General features: G+C 38.5%; 24 protein-coding genes. All 24 read left to right on the top strand.

All coding sequences use genetic code 11. From position 1 onward, the window contains the following. The first annotated feature begins 273 nt into the window (after positions 1 to 273). The 24 genes from FPZ44_RS24810 (at position 274) to FPZ44_RS24705 (ending at position 20,890) form a co-directional block, all read left to right on the top strand. The gene (locus FPZ44_RS24810) at positions 274 to 504 is read left to right on the top strand and encodes a hypothetical protein (RefSeq protein ID WP_144995088.1); all 231 of its coding nucleotides are present in this window, start codon (positions 274 to 276) and stop codon (positions 502 to 504) included. Then, complete coding sequence (locus FPZ44_RS24805) at positions 497 to 1,573, top strand: GGDEF domain-containing protein (RefSeq protein ID WP_144995086.1); 1,077 nt, start codon at positions 497 to 499, stop codon at positions 1,571 to 1,573. Before FPZ44_RS24810 ends, FPZ44_RS24805 begins: the two co-directional genes overlap by 8 nt. Positions 1,574 to 1,597: 24 nt before the next feature. Then, positions 1,598 to 4,285, top strand: coding sequence for a type IA DNA topoisomerase (locus FPZ44_RS24800; protein ID WP_144995084.1), 2,688 nt, complete (start codon positions 1,598 to 1,600; stop codon positions 4,283 to 4,285). A gap of 274 nt (positions 4,286 to 4,559) precedes the next feature. After that, positions 4,560 to 6,875, top strand: coding sequence for an ATP-binding protein (locus tag FPZ44_RS24795; protein WP_144995082.1), 2,316 nt, complete (start codon positions 4,560 to 4,562; stop codon positions 6,873 to 6,875). A 111-nt stretch (positions 6,876 to 6,986) separates the two neighbouring features. Next, positions 6,987 to 7,553 (top strand): AbrB/MazE/SpoVT family DNA-binding domain-containing protein, encoded by a 567-nt coding sequence (locus tag FPZ44_RS24790; protein WP_144995080.1) that lies wholly within the window; start codon positions 6,987 to 6,989, stop codon positions 7,551 to 7,553. Positions 7,554 to 7,588: 35 nt separating this feature from the next. Continuing rightward, the gene (locus FPZ44_RS24785; RefSeq protein WP_144995078.1) at positions 7,589 to 8,140 is read left to right on the top strand and encodes a hypothetical protein; all 552 of its coding nucleotides are present in this window, start codon (positions 7,589 to 7,591) and stop codon (positions 8,138 to 8,140) included. Positions 8,141 to 8,226: 86 nt separating this feature from the next. Further along, positions 8,227 to 8,472: a hypothetical protein gene (locus FPZ44_RS24780; RefSeq protein ID WP_144995076.1), complete on the top strand. Its 246-nt coding sequence runs from the start codon at positions 8,227 to 8,229 to the stop codon at positions 8,470 to 8,472. A 31-nt stretch (positions 8,473 to 8,503) separates the two neighbouring features. Continuing rightward, positions 8,504 to 8,689 carry a hypothetical protein gene (locus tag FPZ44_RS24775; RefSeq protein ID WP_144995074.1) on the top strand — a complete coding sequence of 62 codons (186 nt, stop codon included), beginning with the start codon at positions 8,504 to 8,506 and terminating at the stop codon, positions 8,687 to 8,689. 222 nt (positions 8,690 to 8,911) lie between these two features. Then, entirely contained in the window at positions 8,912 to 9,283 is a 372-nt protein-coding gene (locus FPZ44_RS24770) for a hypothetical protein (RefSeq protein WP_144995072.1), read from the top strand. An 89-nt stretch (positions 9,284 to 9,372) separates the two neighbouring features. Continuing rightward, entirely contained in the window at positions 9,373 to 9,618 is a 246-nt protein-coding gene (locus FPZ44_RS24765) for a hypothetical protein (protein ID WP_144995070.1), read from the top strand. A gap of 18 nt (positions 9,619 to 9,636) precedes the next feature. Then, complete coding sequence (locus tag FPZ44_RS24760; protein ID WP_144995068.1) at positions 9,637 to 10,218, top strand: hypothetical protein; 582 nt, start codon at positions 9,637 to 9,639, stop codon at positions 10,216 to 10,218. A 243-nt stretch (positions 10,219 to 10,461) separates the two neighbouring features. Next, a complete protein-coding gene (locus FPZ44_RS26640; protein WP_186786233.1) occupies positions 10,462 to 10,635 on the top strand; it encodes a hypothetical protein in 174 nt (57 codons plus the stop codon). A 395-nt stretch (positions 10,636 to 11,030) separates the two neighbouring features. Further along, positions 11,031 to 11,378, top strand: coding sequence for a hypothetical protein (locus FPZ44_RS24755; protein WP_144995066.1), 348 nt, complete (start codon positions 11,031 to 11,033; stop codon positions 11,376 to 11,378). 113 nt (positions 11,379 to 11,491) lie between these two features. Further along, the gene (locus FPZ44_RS24750) at positions 11,492 to 11,911 is read left to right on the top strand and encodes a hypothetical protein (protein ID WP_144995064.1); all 420 of its coding nucleotides are present in this window, start codon (positions 11,492 to 11,494) and stop codon (positions 11,909 to 11,911) included. A gap of 565 nt (positions 11,912 to 12,476) precedes the next feature. Next, positions 12,477 to 14,276: a DNA cytosine methyltransferase gene (locus tag FPZ44_RS24745; RefSeq protein ID WP_261378544.1), complete on the top strand. Its 1,800-nt coding sequence runs from the start codon at positions 12,477 to 12,479 to the stop codon at positions 14,274 to 14,276. A gap of 41 nt (positions 14,277 to 14,317) precedes the next feature. Further along, positions 14,318 to 15,130 (top strand): DNA adenine methylase, encoded by an 813-nt coding sequence (locus FPZ44_RS24740; RefSeq protein ID WP_144995062.1) that lies wholly within the window; start codon positions 14,318 to 14,320, stop codon positions 15,128 to 15,130. A 220-nt stretch (positions 15,131 to 15,350) separates the two neighbouring features. Then, positions 15,351 to 15,797, top strand: a complete 447-nt coding sequence (locus tag FPZ44_RS24735) for a hypothetical protein (protein ID WP_144995061.1) — start codon at positions 15,351 to 15,353, stop codon at positions 15,795 to 15,797. Positions 15,798 to 15,880: 83 nt separating this feature from the next. After that, positions 15,881 to 16,039, top strand: coding sequence for a hypothetical protein (locus FPZ44_RS26635; RefSeq protein ID WP_186786232.1), 159 nt, complete (start codon positions 15,881 to 15,883; stop codon positions 16,037 to 16,039). 255 nt (positions 16,040 to 16,294) lie between these two features. Beyond that, a complete protein-coding gene (locus FPZ44_RS24730) occupies positions 16,295 to 16,510 on the top strand; it encodes a hypothetical protein (protein WP_144995059.1) in 216 nt (71 codons plus the stop codon). Positions 16,511 to 16,513: 3 nt separating this feature from the next. Continuing rightward, a complete protein-coding gene (locus FPZ44_RS24725) occupies positions 16,514 to 16,990 on the top strand; it encodes a hypothetical protein (protein WP_144995057.1) in 477 nt (158 codons plus the stop codon). A 28-nt stretch (positions 16,991 to 17,018) separates the two neighbouring features. Further along, on the top strand, positions 17,019 to 17,375 hold the full coding sequence (locus tag FPZ44_RS24720) for a hypothetical protein (protein WP_144995055.1): 357 nt from the start codon (positions 17,019 to 17,021) through the stop codon (positions 17,373 to 17,375). Between the two features lie 46 nt (positions 17,376 to 17,421). Then, on the top strand, positions 17,422 to 18,003 hold the full coding sequence (locus FPZ44_RS24715) for a hypothetical protein (RefSeq protein WP_144995053.1): 582 nt from the start codon (positions 17,422 to 17,424) through the stop codon (positions 18,001 to 18,003). 636 nt (positions 18,004 to 18,639) lie between these two features. Beyond that, a complete protein-coding gene (locus FPZ44_RS24710) occupies positions 18,640 to 18,894 on the top strand; it encodes a hypothetical protein (RefSeq protein WP_144995051.1) in 255 nt (84 codons plus the stop codon). Positions 18,895 to 20,071: 1,177 nt separating this feature from the next. Next, the gene (locus tag FPZ44_RS24705) at positions 20,072 to 20,890 is read left to right on the top strand and encodes an ArdC-like ssDNA-binding domain-containing protein (protein WP_144995049.1); all 819 of its coding nucleotides are present in this window, start codon (positions 20,072 to 20,074) and stop codon (positions 20,888 to 20,890) included. Positions 20,891 to 20,952 lie beyond the last annotated feature (62 nt).

The raw sequence follows: 20,952 nt of genomic DNA, 5'->3' as shown, positions 1-20,952 counted from the left end.
AATTGTTCAAATTGTGGTATGGGGATTTATGAGCAAGTCGGATTTATAGAGATTAAAGAAGGACCGCTCGAATTTAATTTATCTAAATACAATCCTAACAAGCCAGCTCTAATCATATTGGTCTGTAGTAGAACTCCGTCATGCGGCCATGTTGATATTGAGGCAACTCCTGAAACTCTTCCTGTCACGAAAAAGGCAATAAGGGATAGTCTTTATAGTTTGGCACTTCAACATAAAAAACCGTCTTGAAAAAAGAATATAGGAGGATATTTTATGAAATCTCCAGACAGTAATTCAAAGGATAAAGGAATTGTGACTCCTTTCAATGGACCTCTTATTAAAAAAGGTGATGGAATTGTTATAGGAGAAATATCAGGTGAGTCGGCTTATTCTAATACGAAGAGCCAGAGTAACCATAATGTAGTGACTTTTGGTCAACTAGGTTATGGGAAGAAGTATCGATCTGGTGAAGAGCTAAGAAAGGAATGGGAGCAACATGGGTGAATGGGCACCTACACTTATTACAAGTACGCTAATGGCTTCATTAAGCGTCATTAATTACTTGCTTTACGACCGATGGAGAACAAAGAACTATCAGTATGTATACCTTTTAAGCGGAGCTGCAGCAGCTTGCTTTTTAATGATTTACCTATTAGCGATTGCTCTAGATAGTACATTGCTCAGAGGGATTTTTTCCACTGCATCATTGCTAACCTTCATATTGCTTCAAGCAACATTCTTCAACTTCTTTAATCCTGGGCAATTTAAACACTTAAAACTGCATGCTGGTCTTGCAGTTGCTTGCTTACCAATAGGAATAATATTGATTTTGAATACAACCATTGGCACCATTTTTTTGCTCATCCTAATGGTGAGCTTTATTTGTCTCTCCTATGTACAACATATTCCGAAGTTACCAAAGCAATTATTGTTCAAAATTGTGCATGTATCATTTGCTTCTGGATTCTTAATACAAGCAATGAGCGGATTTGAGTTAGGGGGAGCGTTGCTTGTTGGTGGAATGATTATCGCAGCATCCTATCTTGTAACACTTTTGCTATTTTACCAACGCATCATAGACATGGTAGAAGCCGTTTCGTACTCTGCCGTTACGGATGGGCTTACAGGTTTGTATAACAAACATTACTTTATCGGTAAGTTGAAAGATTTTATCCTTCAAGACCGAGTTTATGCCCTTATTTTTGTTGACATAGATCATTTTAAGCAATTAAACGATACCCAGGGGCATCAAGCAGGAGATGAAATACTAAAGCTTGTAGCGAAAATCTTCAAAGATACATGTAAGGAGCATGCACTAGTTGCAAGATATGGTGGAGAAGAAATGGTTGCGGTCGTTGTCGATAATATAGACCCAGGTGATTTATCTGAACTCTTTCGTGAGCGAGTGGAAGAGCAGTCGCCATCTATTACACCAGTGACAGTTAGTGTCGGTTACAGCCTTTATAAAGAAGGATTAAGCGCGGAACAGATTATCAAGCAGGCTGATGATGCAATGTATAAAGCTAAGGATAGAGGAAGGAATCGCGTCGTGTCTTACCAGGTATTTGATTAATTTCATTAGGAGGAAATCTTCAATATGTATAATCGAGTCATTATAGCAGAGAAACCTGATATGGGAGATAACATTGCACAAGCTCTTGGAATTGCAAAAAAAATGAGAGGGCATATCATTCTTAAGAATGGGGACGTAGTTACTTGGGGAATTGGACACCTCATACGTTTGAAAACACCAGATACATATCCCGAATTTAAAGAATGGACGTGGGATGCACTACCTGTCATTCCCCAAAAAATGCTTACAGAAGTAGATCCTAAAAAAATAGAACAATTTAACGTAGTTAAGGAGCTGCTTGCAAATAGTAAAGAATGTATTCTTGCGCTAGATCCGGATAGAGAGGGCGAGTGGATTGGACGCCTTTTGCTTCGACAATGTGGCTATCAGAAGAAGTGGAAGCGTTTATGGATTGATGATCTCACAGAATCAACCATTCTTGCTGGTATGAATAATTTAAGAGATTCAGATGAATTTAACTCACTTGGAGACGCAGCCGAAGTTCGCTCTTACGCAGATTACTGGCTAGGATTCACTGCTTCACGATTTTTTTCACTGCTTGCTCAAGATGTAACCGGTGGTAAAGCAAATCTTTCTGCAGGTCGAGTACAAACACCAACGCTTCGGTTGGTGTATGATCGGGAAATCAGTATGGAGAGCTTTAAGCCGAAGCCGTTTTGTCATCTGATTGCTACGATCAATACCGACCAGGGATCGTTTAAGTCACAGTGGTTTAAAGAGGAGTCTGGCAAAAAGGTTAGTCGTTTTGAAGATCAAGCAAAGGCTAATCAAATGAAGGATAAGATAATTGGGCAAACGGGTATTATTGAAAGCTTTACGATTAAAGAAGTGAAACGGTATGCACCAAAGCTTTTGAATTCATCTGGACTTAAAACACAGGCAAGGAAGCAACTTGGTTTTAGTACGGTTAAATCAACGGCAGCCTTACAAGCACTTTATGACAAAGGATATGTATCCTATCCAAGGGCAGATAGTAATCATTTATCTAGTAATAAGGCTGACGAGTTAGCAGCTCATTTGATTGTTTTACGTGAGAAGAGCGAATATGCAAAATTTTTTCCATCCGAGATATGTAGTCTTAATGGAAACACACGTTTTGTAGATGACAAGAAGGCAGCCACTCACCATGCGATCGTTCCAACATCAAAGAACCCATTACTGCAAGCTAAGGACTCGAAAGATGCACTAAAACCGGATGAAGCTAAATTATATGAATTGATTCTTAAGCATACATTGGCAGCCCATCATCCGGTAGGAATGGATCGTGAGAAAGAAGTCATTACCGAAATAGCTGGTGAGACTTTTTATACTCGTTCTACTGAGATAGTTACACCTGGATGGCGCATGTTTCTTAAGGGAGAAGAATTAGACGTTCATCAAACAGAGCCTGAACTTGGCACGATACCGCCGTTACAAGAAGGAATTGAAGCAGCTGCAGCTGCAGCTGAGTTTATAAAAGGCCAGACTTCAAAACCAAAGCGGCTCAATGATGATGAGCTAGAAGTACTTATGAAAAATGCAGGTCAATATGCAGAAGAAGGCATAGATGATGATGTCCTAGAGGCTATTAAAGATAAGGGCATTGGTACTGCCGCCACTAGAACGAATATTGTACAGAAGCTTGTTTCACAAGAGTATATCGAAATAACAAAGAACCTCGTTTACCTGACTAAAAAGGGCCGTTCCTTTATGGAAATGGTGTATGAGCATCCTATAGCAAGTGTGGAGTTAACTGGAGAGTTTGAAGCAAAGCTCGCTCAAGTTGAAAAGGGATTAATAACAACTGAATCACTGATACAAGAGTTTAAACAACTTGCTCACGATATTTTGAAGGATAAAGAGGCATTACGTAAACGCATTCAAAGCTTACCCAATGGGCATACATTTGAGAATATCGAAGAAGTTGGTCAATGTCCTAAGTGCCAAAGCATCGTCGTAGAAAAAAAGCAACTTTACCATTGTATAGCAGGAAAAGAAGAATGCGATTTTGTCCTGTGGAAAGAGTTTAGAGGGGTACCTATTAAGAGTAAGCAGGCTATTTCTTTGCTGGATGGGAAAGAAGTACTTCTCAGTAAAGTACCTGGTAAAGAAGGTAAAGAACCATACGACCTCTACATTAAATTACTTAATGGGGTTATAGAAACTCGTTTACCTACCATTGATGACAAAAGCTTAGGTTCTTGTCCCACTTGTAGCAAACCAGTTATTGAGGGGCCTAAAGGATATGGCTGCAGCGGATGGCGCGAAGGATGCAAGTTCGTACTCTGGAAAACGTACCGAGACATTGCAATACCAGCGAATGCAGCTAAAATGCTTCTTGCTGGAAAACAAGTATTAGTCAAAGACATTGTCGGGAAAAAAGGAACTTACGACCTTATTTTCTTCATGAAAGATGGAAAAGTGGAAACACGCTTTCCAGAAGCAGCTGATCAAAGCATTGGTATTTGTCCGCTTTGCAAAAAGCCGGTGATTGAGTCAGAAAAAATCTATGGCTGCAGTGGATGGCGTGATGGGTGTAAGTTTAAGCTCACCAAAGAGTTTCTAGGAAAGAAAATAACCCTTTCTCAAATAAAGAAGCTTTTGAAAAATGGAAAAACGGATAAAATCGAAGGGTTCACGGGAAGTAAGGGGCTATTTGATACAGCGCTTGGATACGATAGGGAAGCCAATCGATACAGTTTTATCAAGTAATAAATTGAAAGCAGGTTAATCCATGAAATCAATGACGTTCCATGGGTGGATTTATATTTATAACAAGACAATGATTTTAAAATGGAGATGATAAATGTGAATTGGGATGCTAATAAAGTCCAAATGCGAGAACTGTACGTAAAAAGTCGTTCATCACATAAGTGTCCTAAATGTGATGGTCCTACTATTATACAGGGACAATATTGCTCTGCTAAATGCGGTATAGAAGCGGCAAAAGAAAAGAATCAATCTGATAAATAAGGAGCGATTAACCATGCTATTGCCTTTTGAATTAGACACTCAGATTATTCACCATATTATTTATAATCAAGCTGGATCAATAGGGAAAGCAATAATTGAATTGATCATGAATTCCGTTGATGCAAATGCAAAATCGATAAAACTCAAAATGACTCGAGAAGGGTTCAGCTGCTCAGATGATGGATTAGGTTTTGCTTCTAGAGAAGATGTTCTTCGTTACTTTGGTCGTTTTGGAACTCCCCATATAGAAGGGGATGCTACATATGGTCGCTTCCGACTTGGCCGTGGTCAAATAATGGCTCATGCATCGACAACCTGGATTTCAAACCATCATCAAATGATCGTGGATACAAAAGAGATGGGCTACAACTATGAACTAGATGAAATAGAAGAAGTTCAGCCAGGATGTCATATTTCAGGCAAATGGTATGAAGCATTGACGGAAAGCGAGCTCTTGTCCTCAATCCAAGAGGTACGAGATCTCATTCGATATACACCAGCGACAGTAGAACTTAACGGACGAATACTTACTAGAGATCCTTCACAAGAAAAATGGGACTATGAAGATGAGTATGCTTATTATCGCGTTAAAGTGGAGGGTGCTGTATCGATTTACAATCAAGGTGTATTGATTCGTCATGACGCTTCCCATATATGGGGGGCAGGAGGGCTTATTGTTTCTAAAAAGGCAATAGGACTAAACGTTTCTCGTACAGAAATTCTAAGGAAGACATGTTCAGTTTGGAAGGTAATTGCTAAGCAGTTTGGACAAATGGCAGATGATATTTCATCGAAGCTCGGGGATCATAGAAAAACAGAAGCACGTCGGGAAAAATCAGCAAGGTCATTGTTAGCTGGTGAAGGGGACCTCTTTAAGATATTTAATCATGAGGAAGTCATTACAATTTTACCTGGAAGTAGACATGTAACCCTGTCTTATTTATTACACAGAGTTCGTTGTGAGTATAACAAAAAGTTTTGTATAGTTGAAAACCATATGGATATACCAAAAGCAGAGACTATGGCTAAAGCCAAAATTACTATGTTTGTACATCCTAGAACAATGGAGCGATTTGGAGTTTATTCTCCAGCTCAGTTTTTAGAGTGTCTAGAACAAATCGCGGAAAACTATCTGATTTATTGTCAACACAAAGCTACTTATGTTGTTAAGAACATTATAGAATTTGGACCAGAGCTCGTTAACTATGCAGCCCTTAAGGATGCGTTTGTTGAACGTATTCAAATCATTCAAGAAAAGGAACATCTAGATCATGAAACTCGTAGAGTATGGACTGCTTTAAGATGGTGTCTACAGCAATATGCAGGTGCATGCTTACAGAAAAGACGTTATAAGAACGGACGGATTGCTTATGGAGAGCATATGTACAGTATTCTTCTGGGGCAGTCTAATACAGCCGAGGCTTGGACGGATGGAGAAAACTATATCGCTTTTAACGTAAATATCGTAAAAAAGCTTAAAGGAGATCCAATGAAGACAGCTGCCTATCTGTTTTCTCTTCTAGAACATGAAGTATCCCATCAAGGCGATAGCCTCGATGCTGGGCACGATGAAGCTTTTTATCAAAGATACCATGATATATCTCTAGAAATGAGCTCAGAGAGACAGCGTTATATGCATATGTGGCTTTATAAGTATACGAGCAGTTTAGAGAACGAAGGAAAGAAGGCTTCTGGTTTTGCCTGGAGAGAAAGATTGCTCATCGATAGAGTTGGAAATGGACGTGAAAAAAAAGGACTTTCTCGACCTATTGAAGATGTAAGTCAGGATCCTATTGTATTAGCTCATGTTCCTGAGCAAGATCCAGTACTAATAAATTCAATAAACGCTAGTTTGTATGCTGCAGGCTTATGCCCAGAAGAGCCGAACTGGAGAGAGATAGTAAAACAATCTACTTATAGTGAAGAGCAGAAAAAATACGAGCTAAATCAGCATGCTGAGTATGATGAATATGAGATCCACTTTCAACAAGAGCGTGAACGAATAGTTCAGATTTTAGGTATCACGATTACAGAATTAAATAGTAGTCGTGCCTTTGGATATCTCTTAGAAGAGGAAGAAGATGTTATAAGGGAATTATGGAAAGAGAAGCCGTGGGAAGAGGATGTAGATACAGATTGGTTCTCAATACTAAATGAATCGGAGGATACACAGGAAGTAGAACAGGATCCACGAGAAGTAGTCGATGAACAATATCGTTATCTCTTACAGCCAGGTGAAACAGTGTGGTCCTTAGAAAGAAATGCTGCTGCAGCTGGATTTTATAATATAAATAATTACTTACAATGGAGAGCAGAATCCATTCAGTAAGGCATCATTAATAGTAAAAAGTTATGAGAGGCAATATTTACAAGTAAGTACTTATACATTACAATCGAATTAGAGACGTAAGGTAAAAGTACTTACTTTGGAGGTTTATCTATGTTACGAGCAAAATTAACTGAAAAAGGGCAATTGCAATTTACGCTGCCAAAAGATGAGCGTGCACGTCTTGGCTTAGTTCCTGGGGACTTGGTAGAACTAGCAGTAAATCAAGAAACTAGTGAAATCGAATATCGAAAAGTAATACATGAAAAAAACTGTCCTTTTTGTGAGGGTACCCGTACTTTCTATAACGAAGGAGATTGTTTTATTTGTGAGAATGGCAAAATAGTATCGGATGCTTCTGTTTGGGATATTATTAGTCACAATAGGTTCGGAAAGTATAAAGTTGGTATGACAGTTACTACGCAATTCACTGACACTGAATATCCAACATTCAAGCTACAAAGCAAGAACTATTCCTATGAAGCCCTATGGTATGCAGAAGATATTTTTTTACTATTGTACATAGTCTATTATGCACCTAAAAGTGTTTTAGCCCCCCAATATTACCAACAGCCATCTACCGTATTACTTGAAGACTTTGCTAGCTTATTTAAAACAGAATTAGGAAAAAAACGGCTTCGACAATTTTTTAGTGAAAACAGTGTTTTTCCTAAAGCTTGAAAGTAATCTATACGATCAGGGTGCAAGGGGGCATTATGGAGATTATTCAATGGAGTGACCTAGCGAATCCTCGATATTTGGAGCTGCTTTCTCATAAGAATGTTGATGAAGCACAAGAATACTTTGATCTCGATATCCAAGCAGGTTTTTTCAGCATCGTAAGAGCTGAAAAAAGAGACTCTTTTCTCTCTTACTTGAAAGATAATTCAAACAGACTGAAATTGAGCCGAAGAGCCAAAATTGAAATGTTCAAGTTATGGCTAGGAAGTAAACTAATGAGAATTGACAATAGTACTGTTCTTGAGAAATTCATTGTACGACCTATATCTGTTCAGTCTAATCATGATGGTAGCCTTGAAGTCGAATTCAAATGTGTTACCGGAGATATTATTAAAACTAACAAGGTTCACGTCATAATCGATAAATCTGTAGAGAACAGTGAAATTGTGCTTGAGTATATGATTCCCAAAATGACCTTTACATTTGTTTCGTACTGGGATCAAAAAACGAAGAAAAGCATTATATATTATGAGCTTAAAAATATTCATGGGATTCGTATAAGGATGTTTTCTATGGATTATGAATAATGAGTACTTGCAAAAAAAGTCAAATGTATCACTAAATATGTGGAACTCTTTGCTCACAAGAACTATTTTGAGGAGGACTAATCTTTATGAAGAAAATATCAAAAATCCTTAACCGGAATATTTCTGAAACAGCTATCAATGCTATCTTTCCTTATATTAAGGTGTTTGACTTGATTCTATTAACATACTTGGTATTATTCATTGGTGCTTTAATTACAGATAATTCACATTCAATTGATACTTTAATTATCGCATTTTTGATTGTATTTATAGGTGTAGTTATTGTTTTACGATGTATTAGTCTGAAGCAAGAAATCAAAGAGACTGATTAAATTTTAAAATGAAATAGGAGAGATACTGGGAATGAATGTTCTTAAAAGGGAAGATAAACATCAATTTATTGTTGGTAAACCGGGGCGCGGAGGAGGAATGCGAGCATTGCGTTCATATGCAGAATATTGGGGTATTCAAATTCCAGATGAATATATAGCTCAGCAGGATGAGTATTTTTTCGCTTCTGACGCAGCTAGGATATTGAAAGATACTTAGTGTACACATCCGATCTTAGAAAAGGAGAGAGAGCCTAGTGGTTAGTTGCGATGAATGCTTAACAACTGGTGACCAAAAGGAAGCGACTTTTAAGGTTCCAATAACACAAGATGTTTCAGTAAATTTGTGCAATGCATGTTTAAATAGTTGGGAAGAAGAGGTTGTCGGAAGCACTCTAACGGAAAAAATACCTTTACTATCAAAATGATAGGAGAATGTATAATGGAACAATTATTTCTTGTAGAAATGCGTGATACCTGTTTAGAAGTTTCCATTCGTGTGGGTAAGCATCATGAAATTCTTGAAGAAGTCGAGCGGTGCGCGGTCGAAACTGAGAAACATTCAGTTAAAGTCACTCCAATAGTAGAAGTTGATGGATATAAAATCATTATTAAAAAAAGCGAAAATGAAGCTAAAAGTTACGATCAATACTTTGAAGGTAAGTTACAAAGTAATAAGATTCAGCCTGCGTACGATCCAAGAGACTTATTACTTAATCTACTGGTTGAAATAACATCTAATGAAAAAAATGATGATGAGTTGGTAGGTTCAATGGCGAAAGATTTAGTAAAAGCATTTAAAGCTATTTACTGAATAGGAAGTGTTCAAATGATACAAAGCTGTATCATTGTCGTTGCGATATAATGAAAATAAAGAAAAATTGAATATGGAGGTATATATAGATGAGTTCATTCCTTTCAGAAGAAGATATTCAAGGTCTCAAGGATTTACAACAAAAACTAAAAATAGTGGACCTAGATATTTCATTAGAAGAAGCAGAGATTGTTTGGGTCAATTTCTGTACGGATTGTTATTATGCTTCCTGGATGCCGGTTGGATTCTTGAGAAGAGATTTTGAAGAAGAATTGATTCCTATTGCAAGAGAGATTATCAGTATGCGTGAAGCTCCATCTACCACCACATTATAATGTATAGGAGGAGTTAATATGGATAATATTGAAGTGCTGTATGATAAGGTACTTTATTATAAAGGAAGGGTGTGGACAATCTATGCCCTTGACGGGAACCATCATGGTGTTTTCGCTTTCCAAGGTTTGAAACCGTATGCTTCATTCAAATACGAACCAGATCGCCACGATAAAAACATCTCGTATATAAAGATGGAAGAAGCATTGGAATGTATTATCGACGAAGAAAAGATTGGAGAGTGCGTCCATCTTGAGAGGAAAGCTGACGCTAAGAAGTTGAGCAAAAAAATGGCTGTGGACTTTCTCGCCAAACTTACTGGTCATACTGTTGGGAAGATCAATGGTGAAATCGAAGAGCAACATAATGGTTTCATGGTCGTGCTAGGACAGGTTCGTTATGATCTATGGAAGATGGACGGTAGATTACACCTGCACCATAATATGCATGGGACTACCACTGGAACGACTTTTGACTTTATTACATGGAAGGTAGACACCAACTATGAGGACAAGCAGCGTAGACAATCTCAGAGAGAAGAAAAAGAGTTGATTGTCGAAGAGTACAAACATTATCACGATTGTAAATGTGATGAAACATAAATATCTGAATGAGGAATATAAAACAGCAATCCGAGAAAATCGGATCGATGCAGCGGACAAGATCGAACGTCTTCAGTATGGTGTTAATTTCATTTTAGAAGCCCGTCGCGAGGGTTACAAAGTTAGCTACAAAACCAAGTATGTAGAACAAATCTCATGAACACCGTCTGAATATTATATTGTTAGAAAGGTTAATCTCCAATGCGAATATTTACAAGTGAAAGTTTAAGTGAGTATTACATCATGGATCATGAACTATTCGAAGAGATGACAGGTATTGATATCGATTGTAGAAAAGGACTCGTAGAACTATCCAATGATCAAATCATTGAATTGATCGAACAGGGAGTACTTAGAGAAGAGGCATTTCCATCATTCCGACGCATGAACACCATTACCTCCCTAAATAAGAACTAAACCTATGAGCACGAATCCTCATCACCCATTAAAAGCCCAAGCGACTGGCTTCTGCCGTTCCATAGGGCTTTTTTTTGCTGCGCTTAAACTACTCAACTACGGGTATCTGAGTACATGGGCAAGTTAATGTACTCGATATGGAAGCTTAAGCTTCGCTTAAGCCGTCGGCCTAAAAAGAGTGGCCCTTGCCGCAGCTGTCCCAGCGTACCATGCAGGACTCTATTGTCAAAGGTTTGCCTGCTTTGCAGTTTACCCTTATGACAATAGAGTTCCACCGTTCCAGCGCCGCGAAAACGCGCCTGGTGGAACCTTGGTGGAACTAGCCTCACATAGTCCTTATGTGCCAAGCGGCAAGCACACCGGCCGCCATCATACTAAGAGGAGTGAAAATCATCGTGAGCATTAAAGAAAACGAAATTAGCAATGGATGTGGAACACGGGGGATGTTACAGGAAACGGTATTACTGTATAAATGGACATCTTACTTTGACGACGGGGACGTACTGGTTATTTTTATGTTAAGACCAGTATGTGAGGATGATTCTACAGATGGTGGAGTTATAGATGATGGTGGTAAGTTGTATATCATGCCTCAAGGTTATAGCTTAGAAACATCAAGATTTAGCGGAGAGAAGTATATTGTTGATACAATTGGTACTTCGGTAGAATATATCGATATGGACGATAATGGGATGCCTGTATTGATGAGTATAGAAGGAGATAAAGTGTTATGTCTTGCTTGATAATAGCAGAGTGATCAGTCTACATTCGATAATCTTGATAGGACATTTGATGATTTAAGAAGCAGCTGTCATAATTAAATTGATTGTAATAAAATGAAAAGGGGCGAATTTTGATGAGTTTTATATCAGTTACAGAGGAAACAACAAAAATTAGCGCAGCTAATGTTAAAAGGGAGCTACAAACCAATAGGAGTACTGTAGTATCACAAATTGATCCATTTTTACTTCATGATTTTTCTTTAGCAATTGAGGGGAATTATCGTCTCCAAATCATGAATAATCTTGATGGAAAAACCGAAACTTACAGATTGCGAGATGCACTAATTAATATTGATACTTTGGTACAAAATATGTTGTTACCACTTAAGCTTGAAGTTGAGTTAAATGGAAATATTGTTACGCTTGATTTTAATATTTCTAGAATAGATCCTGATACGAGTCCCGGAAGCCATGAAAATCCTAAGTATTACATATATTGCGATAATTCAAACCAAATAGGATTTAGATTTTGGTTCATAAAGAATAATAAGTAGATATAATTCCTTTAATTGAAGCGCCCTCAAAGAGGGTGCTTTTTTATGATATAACAAATTTATGTAGAATTGATTTTGTCATAACTGATAATCTATGGCCCGTTAGCTTGAGAATCCGTCTTTATTTTCAGTCATAGCTTTATTTTTCTTTGAACAGCAGCTGTATGGGGGAGTAACCATGCAGCTGCTTCTTTGTCTTTAATCAATAGTAGCAATATAAATTAATCTCTTTCTTATTACTCTTTTTATTTACTTAGTTAAATTTTAGGGTTATAATATAAGTAAGCCAAGGGACGCTTATATAAATGAGGTGACATGAAATGATGTGTGTTAAAAATTTTGTTCCTTTGATGACCGTGCAGGGACATCAATGGACGTTCCTTAGAGATTCAGACCATATAATGATTATGTTATGTGCAGAATCTCTTAATAGTGCTATTCAGGGATTGAGTATTGTAATAAGCCCAGCTATCATGCGTCAGGCTTCTAACTATAAGCTAACGATAAGATAATCGGTTTTTGAGTCTCTTGGCCCACATATAGCAAAGAATGTGGAGGGATTATCTTGCAGGTCTTAGAAAACATCAATTATAAGACGGTAGCTTGTCTATTTGGAGGTATTGGCGGTGGGTCCGCTGGACTTTTAAAATCTCAAGTTGAGTATGGTGGGAATGTATATCGATACAAATTATTGTGTTCGATCGATAGTGATCCGATTGCATGTACAAATCATGATCTTATCACGGGAGAACAAAAAGCAGTTGTAATGGATCTTTTCCGCCGCTGGCAGTACATAGATTGGCACGGGCATGAGCCAACAGATGATTGGCGAGAGATGACGCCGTGGGATATTTGGAAGGCGTTTGGTTATCAAGTTCCTTCTTATCTTTTTTCTTCTCCTCCCTGTAAGGGATTAAGTGGACTATTACCACAAGGAAAGGCGAGTTCGAAGAAATATCAAGCTCTTAACTATTTAACACTTAGTGGACTAGAGTTGGCATTAGAGGCATGCGAACAGTACGGAAAAAGCGTACCAGCTGTCATACAGCTTGAAAACGTACCACGCATCACATCTCGTGGAAAGTCACTATTAAAACAGATCAAGCAGCTGCTTGTGAAATATGGATACGTTGTAAGTATAAGAGCTGACCATAATCTGGGCGAAATAGGCGGTCTAGGGCAAAACAGGGTACGATTTTTAATCATGGCAAGACATGAAGAACAGATGCCGAATGTGATTTATTACCCTGAGCGTAAGCCACTTCGTAGTATCGGTGATGTACTTGAGTCTTTACCAACTCCAGGTGATATGGTTGCAGGCGGCCCGTTGCATCGACTTCCACGCCTACAATGGAAAACATGGATGCGTCTATCGTTAATACCACCTGGAGGGGATTGGCGCGACCTGAATAAGGTAGATTATCAGAATCTACGAGTTGTTCATGAGCCAAGAAGTGGAGCGTTTGAAGTAGCTGATTGGAATAAATCAAGTAGAGCCGTCACAAGCACTGCAGGACCTGGTCGTAGTAACGGTGTAACTGCAATATCAGACCCGCGCTTAAACATAAGCGGTGAAGGAAAGACCAATATACTCCGAATTCAGAGAGTTACTGAGCCTTCCGTTTGTGTTACGGGTGCTGCTGGACCGAACCAAGGAGCTACTTGTATTTCAGACCCACGTGTAAACACCAAATTACATCCTGATAGCTACGGTGTTCAGGATTGGGATAGAACAGCAAAAACAATACGATCAGCTAATCGAATTATGCAGGCTGCAGGTAGTATTAGTGATCCAAGAATAGCTGACCGTCCAGGTCGCTACACAGATAAGTTTCGTATGCAAGATGCGAGTGAGCCTGCAGGAACCGTAACAGGTGTTACAGATGTTCAAAGTGGAGCACAGCTTCTAGCAGATCCAAGGATTAAAAGTACTCCTCGCGCTGATACGATGGGTGTTCAGGGCTGGGATCATGTAGGTAAGACGGTTATAGGGAGTGCTGATGTTCATGCCGCAGCTGCAGCAGTCGCTGATCCACGAATCCCAGCAGACAATGAACAAGGAGTTTGGATCATCATTGCTCAAGATGGTACATGGCACAGGCCGTTGACGACTTATGAGTTAGCAATGTTGCAGAGTTTCCCGACTCATTTGCCTGATGGTCGTCCTTTTCAATTAGTTGGTTGTTCGGATGCAAAAGCAAGGGAATATATCGGCAATGCTGTTCCTAGAGACGCAGCAATTGAAATGGGCAATGTTGTGTTACTTGCTATAGCACATGCTGAGGCAGGCATAGGTTTTGAAATGACATGGAATCAGGTGTGGATTGCTCCATTAGAAGAGATTGAATCGGTTGTTGTTCATTGATGGCTAAACGGATAGTTGTATAGAAAGGACAGGAAATAAAAATGAGTATTCCACGCATTTTACATTATCCAGGAGCGAAGTGGAGTATGGCTAATTGGATTTTAGGCAATATGCCGGAACATACGATTTATCTGGAGCCTTATTTCGGATCTGGAGCGCTGTTATTTAGTAAACGTAGATCTTCTATTGAAACAGTAAACGACCTTGATGGTGATGTTACAAATCTCTTTGAAATTGTGAGGACAAGTCCTGAACAGCTTGCATACGCAGTTTACTGGACACCGTATTCTCGTGAAGAGTATTACAAAGCATACGAACCAACCGATGACAGATTTGAAAAAGCAAGACGCTTCCTGGTACGCACGTGGCAAGCTATTGGCGCTAAAACGAGTGATCGGACTGGTTGGAGAAGTAATATTAAGACGGATAAATCACCCAATAAGATGGCTGCAGGACAGTGGAGAGACTTGCCTGAAAAGTTGATCAAAGTTGCTGATCGATTAAAAGGTGTACAAATTGAGAATAAGCCTGCGTTAGCGTTAATGGAGCGCTATAACCAAAAGGATTGTTTGATTTATTGCGACCCACCATACATCCTTTCAACTCGTAACAAACGAATATACAAGTATGAAATGACGGAAGAAGATCATGAAGAACTACTTGAAATGCTGGATGCACATTTAGGACCAGTGTTGCTTTCGGGATATGCACACTCGTTATATGATGAACGATTGAAACACTGGAAACGCGAAACAAAAAGAGTTAAAGCAGAAGCCGGCGCATTTCGCGAAGAGGTGCTTTGGATTAACCCATTAGCAGCTGCACGCGTTGGGCAAATAAGTATGAATCTATAATTAAAGGGGGCGGTAAAATGTCTGTGAAAATAGAAAAAGTATGCCAAATTATTAAGCAAAGCGAGATCTTTACGATCGCATCCTATTATGATAAATGATAAATTTAAGGCAAGCAAAAAAGTAATGGCCATGACGATTGTGCAGATCGTCATGGCCACATGAAATGATGTGTATTTAAGATAACATTTTAATTAGTGATGTGCAACGGGAGGACTTTGTCTTGAATAAAGAAGAAATTAATAAGTTATTGGGTGGAGAGATTTTACCACTCTGTACGATGGCCGGTCTTGCACATCGGTGGAATATGACTATACAAACGGTATACCAACGTAGCAAGTTTGATGAGACATTTCCTAAATCTTTACCATCTTCATTTATTTTAGATGGTATCAAGGAAAAATCGTTATACATGTACAAAGATGTTCTTGCTTATGAGCAGTTGCATCGCATTGGCCCAGCTGCAGATGGTCCCCTTGAAGATATAGTAGACATTGTTAATAATCAAAAAATATCGAATACCGAAAAGATTCGTAGACTTTCTATGCATGCACTAACACGTAATCAGATTGCTGCTTTACTGAATGTTAAATATCAACTAGTAGCTAATACTCAAGTTAAAAGTGGAATCGATGGAGCAAGAGAACGAAAGAAAAGTAATAAGAATTAGATTCATGGAGGCGTATACCTTAAAAAATTAAGGTGTAACACGAAGCGCCTGAAAGCAGATTATTATGATAGGAGGAGCATGTTATGAAAAGTAAATCTTATATGTTTACAGCTTTTTCATACCCCGTAATGGTTGGTTTTGTAATCTATCAGCTTGCAAGTGCTGTAGATTTCTCTAGAAATGGATTATTAACCATTTCTGAAAAAGTAGTAACGGTTAGTGGATTAATGATTGCATTATGAGTGCTAATCCGAGGATCTTGGGAGATATTTTATAAGCCTTTGAGGAAGAAAACATGATGCACCGATCAATAAGGATCATCGTATTGGTGCAAGTCCTAATGCTGGTATTGATTAGAGTGAATTATGGATACATAACTGCACTTTGGTTGTTAACTCCAATCATTATGGTCGGCCTAATTCTCGCTCTATTTATTAATCGGTTTCGCACAACTACAAAATGATTACTTGTTTGTCAGTATGAAAGGAGAGAATAGCATGGATAAAGAGTTGAAAGGTAGATTAAATAAAGGAGCTTATACAGAAATGGAGATTAAAGTTTTTGAAAACGGTAGTAAACAGAAACTTATAGCTTATCTTGTAGAAGAAAACGGCGATAAACGCGAGCTAGTAAGAACAGATAAAGGCCGAGATGACTTGTTGAATCAAATCGACGACATGAACCTGTCTCACCTGACAGTCGAGTTTATGTAGATTATGAAATACAAGAAACAGATGACCTCGAGTGAGTTTTTGGACAATAAGCAATTGAATAAATTATTCAGATCTCCAAAACGGTTTTCTACTCTATTGTTTGAAATGTCAAAGGTTTTACAAGGGGATACTAGTAACAAAGAAAAGCTATCTATCCTATCAGAAATTTCTAACATAGCAATGGAGACTCTTTGTCATATCTGTTTGCTCGATGATGGTGATGAGCAACCAACGAATGTTAAAGGACTGTGTAAGAAACACTATTATGAGCACAGAAAACAGTTTGTAAAAACAGAAAGAAAATATCCACTCATTTGTTCAATTCCAGGTTGTGAGGATGATCATTCAGCTAAAGGTTATTGTGGCTTGCATTATTCGAGGGTTGTAAAGCAAGGATTAAATCCTTTTGATTTAAAAGCAATGCATGCTCCAAAAAGAACATATGGGAAATCAAATGGTAGTACCACATCAAAATTATGAAGATAGTGTTCTTAAAAGGAGTTTTGCTATGAAGAGATATGAATTACTGGAATATACTCAATTCACAATAAATAAGGATATGCCAAAAGAAATTCAGAAGGCGTTAATTACCTTCCTTCAAAACCAAAATTACGAGTGTAACTTGAAGAATGGTCTTAAAAAAGTCTCCTATGGACAGCTCCGCAAGGAACTTATGACGGTCTTAAGTCCACCGGCAAGAGTCGAAGATATCTATAGACTCTTCCCTTGGAATGATCGAGAAACGGCCATTCATATTCGCTGGTACCTTGAAATTGATCCAGCTCATATTGGTGATGTTCAATCATTCCTGAACAATCAGGTGACAGAACATACTTTTCCTCTAATCCTAATAGAAGATAACTGAGCTATTCTTGATCAAGCAATTAGTGGATATCCTTAATAAGGAGAATATGATGGAACATATAGAACGATTGCTTGATGTTATTCAAAAGGAAGGCATTAACTTAAAAGTCTCGGCTATTCATTCGATGACAGGCAGTTTTTCATTGATAATCAATAGTAATAATGCACCAACAATCTATCTTCCTTCAGAAGCCACAAATGTCACTAATGACTACGCTCACTCTCTATCGCATGAATTAGGTCATTGGCTATATATTAAAAAAATGTCCTTGGCAGGAAGGAAGCTTCACTTACTCCGCCGTCAGAAGTGGAAGAATGGTGAATATCGTTACTTCCTATTTATCTGGTGGGATGAAATAATGGCTTGGGTTATTGGATACAAAGTATGCAAACACCTTGGTTTGTCCACCGATGGTTTTGAGGAAACCGCTTGGAAAGCTTTCCGAACTTATTTAAAACGACCGATTCAGCTTAATATACAAGTCATAAATGATATGGAATTGAAGAAGCTAGAAAGAGAATGTATCAAGTGTTTCTTCGACGGGATTGAAGAGGAAATGATGTTTTGTCCCTATTGTGGAAATCAAACTCTCAAAAATCGAATGAACACGAATTTAACCTTAAAATAATTATGCTGATTGCTTATGAAGCCGGTTGGCTGGACTAAAGACAAGAAAAAAGGAAGTGTCTACTAGGATGAAAAATAACCCTAGCAAAACATATCTGGATGAAGGCTATAGGGTATTACCAAATCCTTCACAAGAACTGAGAAAACACATAAAGAAGATTAAACTGGTCACAAATCAGCACTTATTAAATGATGATAAGACTGACCTTAAATCCTCTGCAATCATTGGACAGTCGTTTAAAAATTTTCAATGAATAGTAGCCTGCTGCTAGAAGGAGGTTAAAATGACCATTCTATATTTCTGTATCTTGGTTCTTTCTTTAAGCCTGTTACTATATATGCCGAATAGATCAAAGAGATTTCCAAATGCCTTCAACTTCATACTTTTGATAGTATTATTTGGTTCAATAACATTATTGAACTATTAAATGAAAATGAATTTGTTGAACTAGGGGCGAGAACAGCATGGCTGTAATAAAACGAATCATGCTTGAAAAGAAATCAAGAAATGAGGAGTAAAATTGAATAAATATAGCTGGAAGAGAGGAATAATCATTGCTGTTATTGCATTTCTGATTGGCTATTTTTCTGGAAAGGTATGAAGCAGTAACGACTTTTAATATAAAGGAGTAATCATATGGACAATATCATAAATCTCACTACATATTACGTTTTAAAAGAGTATATGCCAGAGGTTAAAGCAGTCGATGTAGAAGAAAGACAAGCTGTAGTTGAGAAATTAGTTGAGATGGGGAAAGCCGTAAAGCAGCCGGATTTAGGGTATAACAACAATGGTAAAAGCTTCAATGGGACAAAGATAATCCTTGAGTTTCTTATACGCTATGATGGAGATAGTTCGTATGAAAAGTTCCAAATAGGGATTATTTCTTAAGACAAAAGCTACTGCGAAGTCGTCATAGAAATTCATAAAAATAATAAGGTAAGGTGAAGCATGATGGGCTATTTGAATATCTCAGGTGTAATAATAGCAATAATTCTTCAAGTTCTAGGTTTTATAGGTCTACTGTTTAGCCCCTTTACAGTAGATGAAGGTAGATCGAAACTAAAAAAGCGAATCTCAGTTACCATCGTTATCATTGGAACGTTATTGTTAATGGCCGCCGGCTTGATGGACTTTACAACTTAGAGATGTGTCTCTAATGCTCACCATCGATTATTTTGTTGATAACAGCTAATTATTCACGAGTTTACTTCCTTTGGTAAACGGATTTATAAAGTGGTGTTAAGGGTGGAAGGTGTTACTGATAAACTGCATATCATATTCAAATAGATGTAAAGCTCCTTCGCTGCCCGAAGGGGCTTTTTTTTATTTCCTCATAACTAACTGCATGCTGCAGCTCATATAGGGATCGTTCTGCAGCAGCTGTTCCTATAAGAGATATTCCTTCTCTATAACTTCCTATTCTTTTCAAAGACGGTCTTGAAACAACAGAACAAAACAAAGATGAAGGTCAAGGGCAAGGTAGACAACCGGCTGCGCCAGTTGTCACGGTTGCTCGGCGCCCAGGGCATGCGCCTCACAAAGGGATTGGAAACGAAAGTGTTGGTTGCGAAACTAGCGTGCTCCTCCATGTTTTCATCCGCTTCTTCCAAAGCCATGTCGTATCCGTCAATGTTAGCCAATCACACCGCATACAGCCATGCAAGGGCGGCTACGCCGTCCCTAAAGGGTAAACCCTTGCATGGCTGCCTTCGGCGTGAAAATCATGGCTATGACGGCTACGACATGTGGAAGAAAGCTCCTTGAAAACATAATACGCAAGCTAGTAAGTTCGCAAGTCACTTTTCTGTTTCCAATCCCTAAATGATTCCGCTCATTGCCGCTCGGGCTAGACCGGCAGCCGAAGTTGGAAGTGGGGTTAATCCATAAATCTAAAGGAGATGGTTTCCTTGACAACAAAGTCACAGCAAGCAATCGCAATTTCCAAATTACAGCGTCTTCAAGCGCTTAAGAACTTAACGGTTCAAGGGTCTTTACTTCTTCGCTAATTCCGATAAGGGCAGGATGACATCCTGCCCACCATATTTCATATAGAGGAGTGTTCATCATGAGCAACAATCAAAAGGTAAATGAGCTTTACGCAGTTTTGAAATCAGGAGTTGATAGCCTTTATGATTCGCAGGCATGGAAGGAGTTTTTGAAGGTACAATCGCTGTTTCATAAATATTCATGGAGGAATACCATTCTTATCTACTTACAATGCCCGCATGCAACGCGAATTCTCGGATTTAAAGAGTGGAAAAAAGTAAAGAGATTCGTTCAGCGCGGTGAAAAAGCGATAAAGATATGGGCTCCTTCTATCAAAATCGAGAAAGACGAAGAAACGGAGGAGGAGGTACCAAAAGTAAACGGCTATTATCCGGTTTCTGTTTTTGACATCTCCCAAACGGGGGGAGAAGAGCTGCCTACCTTAACGCCAGAATTAAAAATGGAAACAGAAGAGCTAAAAAGCTTTTACGAAACGCTTAAGTCCATATGCGAATTTCCTATCGAGGAAACTACATTGTCGAAAGGGATAAAGGGAAGCTATAGCCCCGTAACGGATCAAATCAAAATTAAAAAGGGAATGGCTTCTCTTCATAAGTGTAAAACGCTTATACATGAAATGTCACATGCCTATCTACATAAAAATTCCTCTAAAACGCGAGGAATGGAGGAAGTAGAAGCAGAAGGGACAGCCTATGTCGTTCTTTCCTATTTTGGATTTGATACAAGCCAATACTCATTCGGCTATGTTGCTGGGTGGAACGGCTCCAAGGAATCCAAAGATATCGAAAGTGCTGCAAGCACTATTCAAAAAACAGCTTGCCAGATCATTGAAATGATTGAAAAAGAACGTAATCAATCAGCAAAGCAAGTTGCATAGATGAAATAAGCCAGCCTTTGGATAAACCGAAGGCTGGGAATCTCCTACCACCAAATGAAAGG

This window comes from Paenibacillus agilis, from assembly GCF_007786455.1.
Lineage (GTDB): Bacteria > Bacillota > Bacilli > Paenibacillales > Paenibacillaceae > Paenibacillus_B > Paenibacillus_B agilis.
The sequence above is the reverse complement of the archived record's forward strand: the minus strand, read 5'-3'. Positions and strand labels throughout refer to the sequence as shown.

Excerpts from the sequence above, each read along its gene's own strand:
- FPZ44_RS24715 (WP_144995053.1), top strand. The coding sequence starts at position 17,422 with ATGATGGAACATATAGAACGATTGCTTGATGTTATTCAAAAGGAAGGC.
- FPZ44_RS26640 (WP_186786233.1), top strand. The coding sequence starts at position 10,462 with ATGGATCATGAACTATTCGAAGAGATGACAGGTATTGATATCGATTGT.
- FPZ44_RS26635 (WP_186786232.1), top strand. The coding sequence starts at position 15,881 with ATGAAAAGTAAATCTTATATGTTTACAGCTTTTTCATACCCCGTAATG.
- FPZ44_RS24705 (WP_144995049.1), top strand. The coding sequence starts at position 20,072 with ATGAGCAACAATCAAAAGGTAAATGAGCTTTACGCAGTTTTGAAATCA.
- FPZ44_RS24785 (WP_144995078.1), top strand. The coding sequence starts at position 7,589 with ATGGAGATTATTCAATGGAGTGACCTAGCGAATCCTCGATATTTGGAG.
- FPZ44_RS24730 (WP_144995059.1), top strand. The coding sequence starts at position 16,295 with ATGGATAAAGAGTTGAAAGGTAGATTAAATAAAGGAGCTTATACAGAA.
- FPZ44_RS24800 (WP_144995084.1), top strand. The coding sequence starts at position 1,598 with ATGTATAATCGAGTCATTATAGCAGAGAAACCTGATATGGGAGATAAC.
- FPZ44_RS24710 (WP_144995051.1), top strand. The coding sequence starts at position 18,640 with ATGGACAATATCATAAATCTCACTACATATTACGTTTTAAAAGAGTAT.
- FPZ44_RS24780 (WP_144995076.1), top strand. The coding sequence starts at position 8,227 with ATGAAGAAAATATCAAAAATCCTTAACCGGAATATTTCTGAAACAGCT.
- FPZ44_RS24765 (WP_144995070.1), top strand. The coding sequence starts at position 9,373 with ATGAGTTCATTCCTTTCAGAAGAAGATATTCAAGGTCTCAAGGATTTA.
- FPZ44_RS24740 (WP_144995062.1), top strand. The coding sequence starts at position 14,318 with ATGAGTATTCCACGCATTTTACATTATCCAGGAGCGAAGTGGAGTATG.
- FPZ44_RS24770 (WP_144995072.1), top strand. The coding sequence starts at position 8,912 with ATGGAACAATTATTTCTTGTAGAAATGCGTGATACCTGTTTAGAAGTT.
- FPZ44_RS24750 (WP_144995064.1), top strand. The coding sequence starts at position 11,492 with ATGAGTTTTATATCAGTTACAGAGGAAACAACAAAAATTAGCGCAGCT.
- FPZ44_RS24795 (WP_144995082.1), top strand. The coding sequence starts at position 4,560 with ATGCTATTGCCTTTTGAATTAGACACTCAGATTATTCACCATATTATT.
- FPZ44_RS24760 (WP_144995068.1), top strand. The coding sequence starts at position 9,637 with ATGGATAATATTGAAGTGCTGTATGATAAGGTACTTTATTATAAAGGA.
- FPZ44_RS24790 (WP_144995080.1), top strand. The coding sequence starts at position 6,987 with ATGTTACGAGCAAAATTAACTGAAAAAGGGCAATTGCAATTTACGCTG.
- FPZ44_RS24725 (WP_144995057.1), top strand. The coding sequence starts at position 16,514 with ATGAAATACAAGAAACAGATGACCTCGAGTGAGTTTTTGGACAATAAG.
- FPZ44_RS24720 (WP_144995055.1), top strand. The coding sequence starts at position 17,019 with ATGAAGAGATATGAATTACTGGAATATACTCAATTCACAATAAATAAG.
- FPZ44_RS24805 (WP_144995086.1), top strand. The coding sequence starts at position 497 with ATGGGTGAATGGGCACCTACACTTATTACAAGTACGCTAATGGCTTCA.
- FPZ44_RS24810 (WP_144995088.1), top strand. The coding sequence starts at position 274 with ATGAAATCTCCAGACAGTAATTCAAAGGATAAAGGAATTGTGACTCCT.
- FPZ44_RS24775 (WP_144995074.1), top strand. The coding sequence starts at position 8,504 with ATGAATGTTCTTAAAAGGGAAGATAAACATCAATTTATTGTTGGTAAA.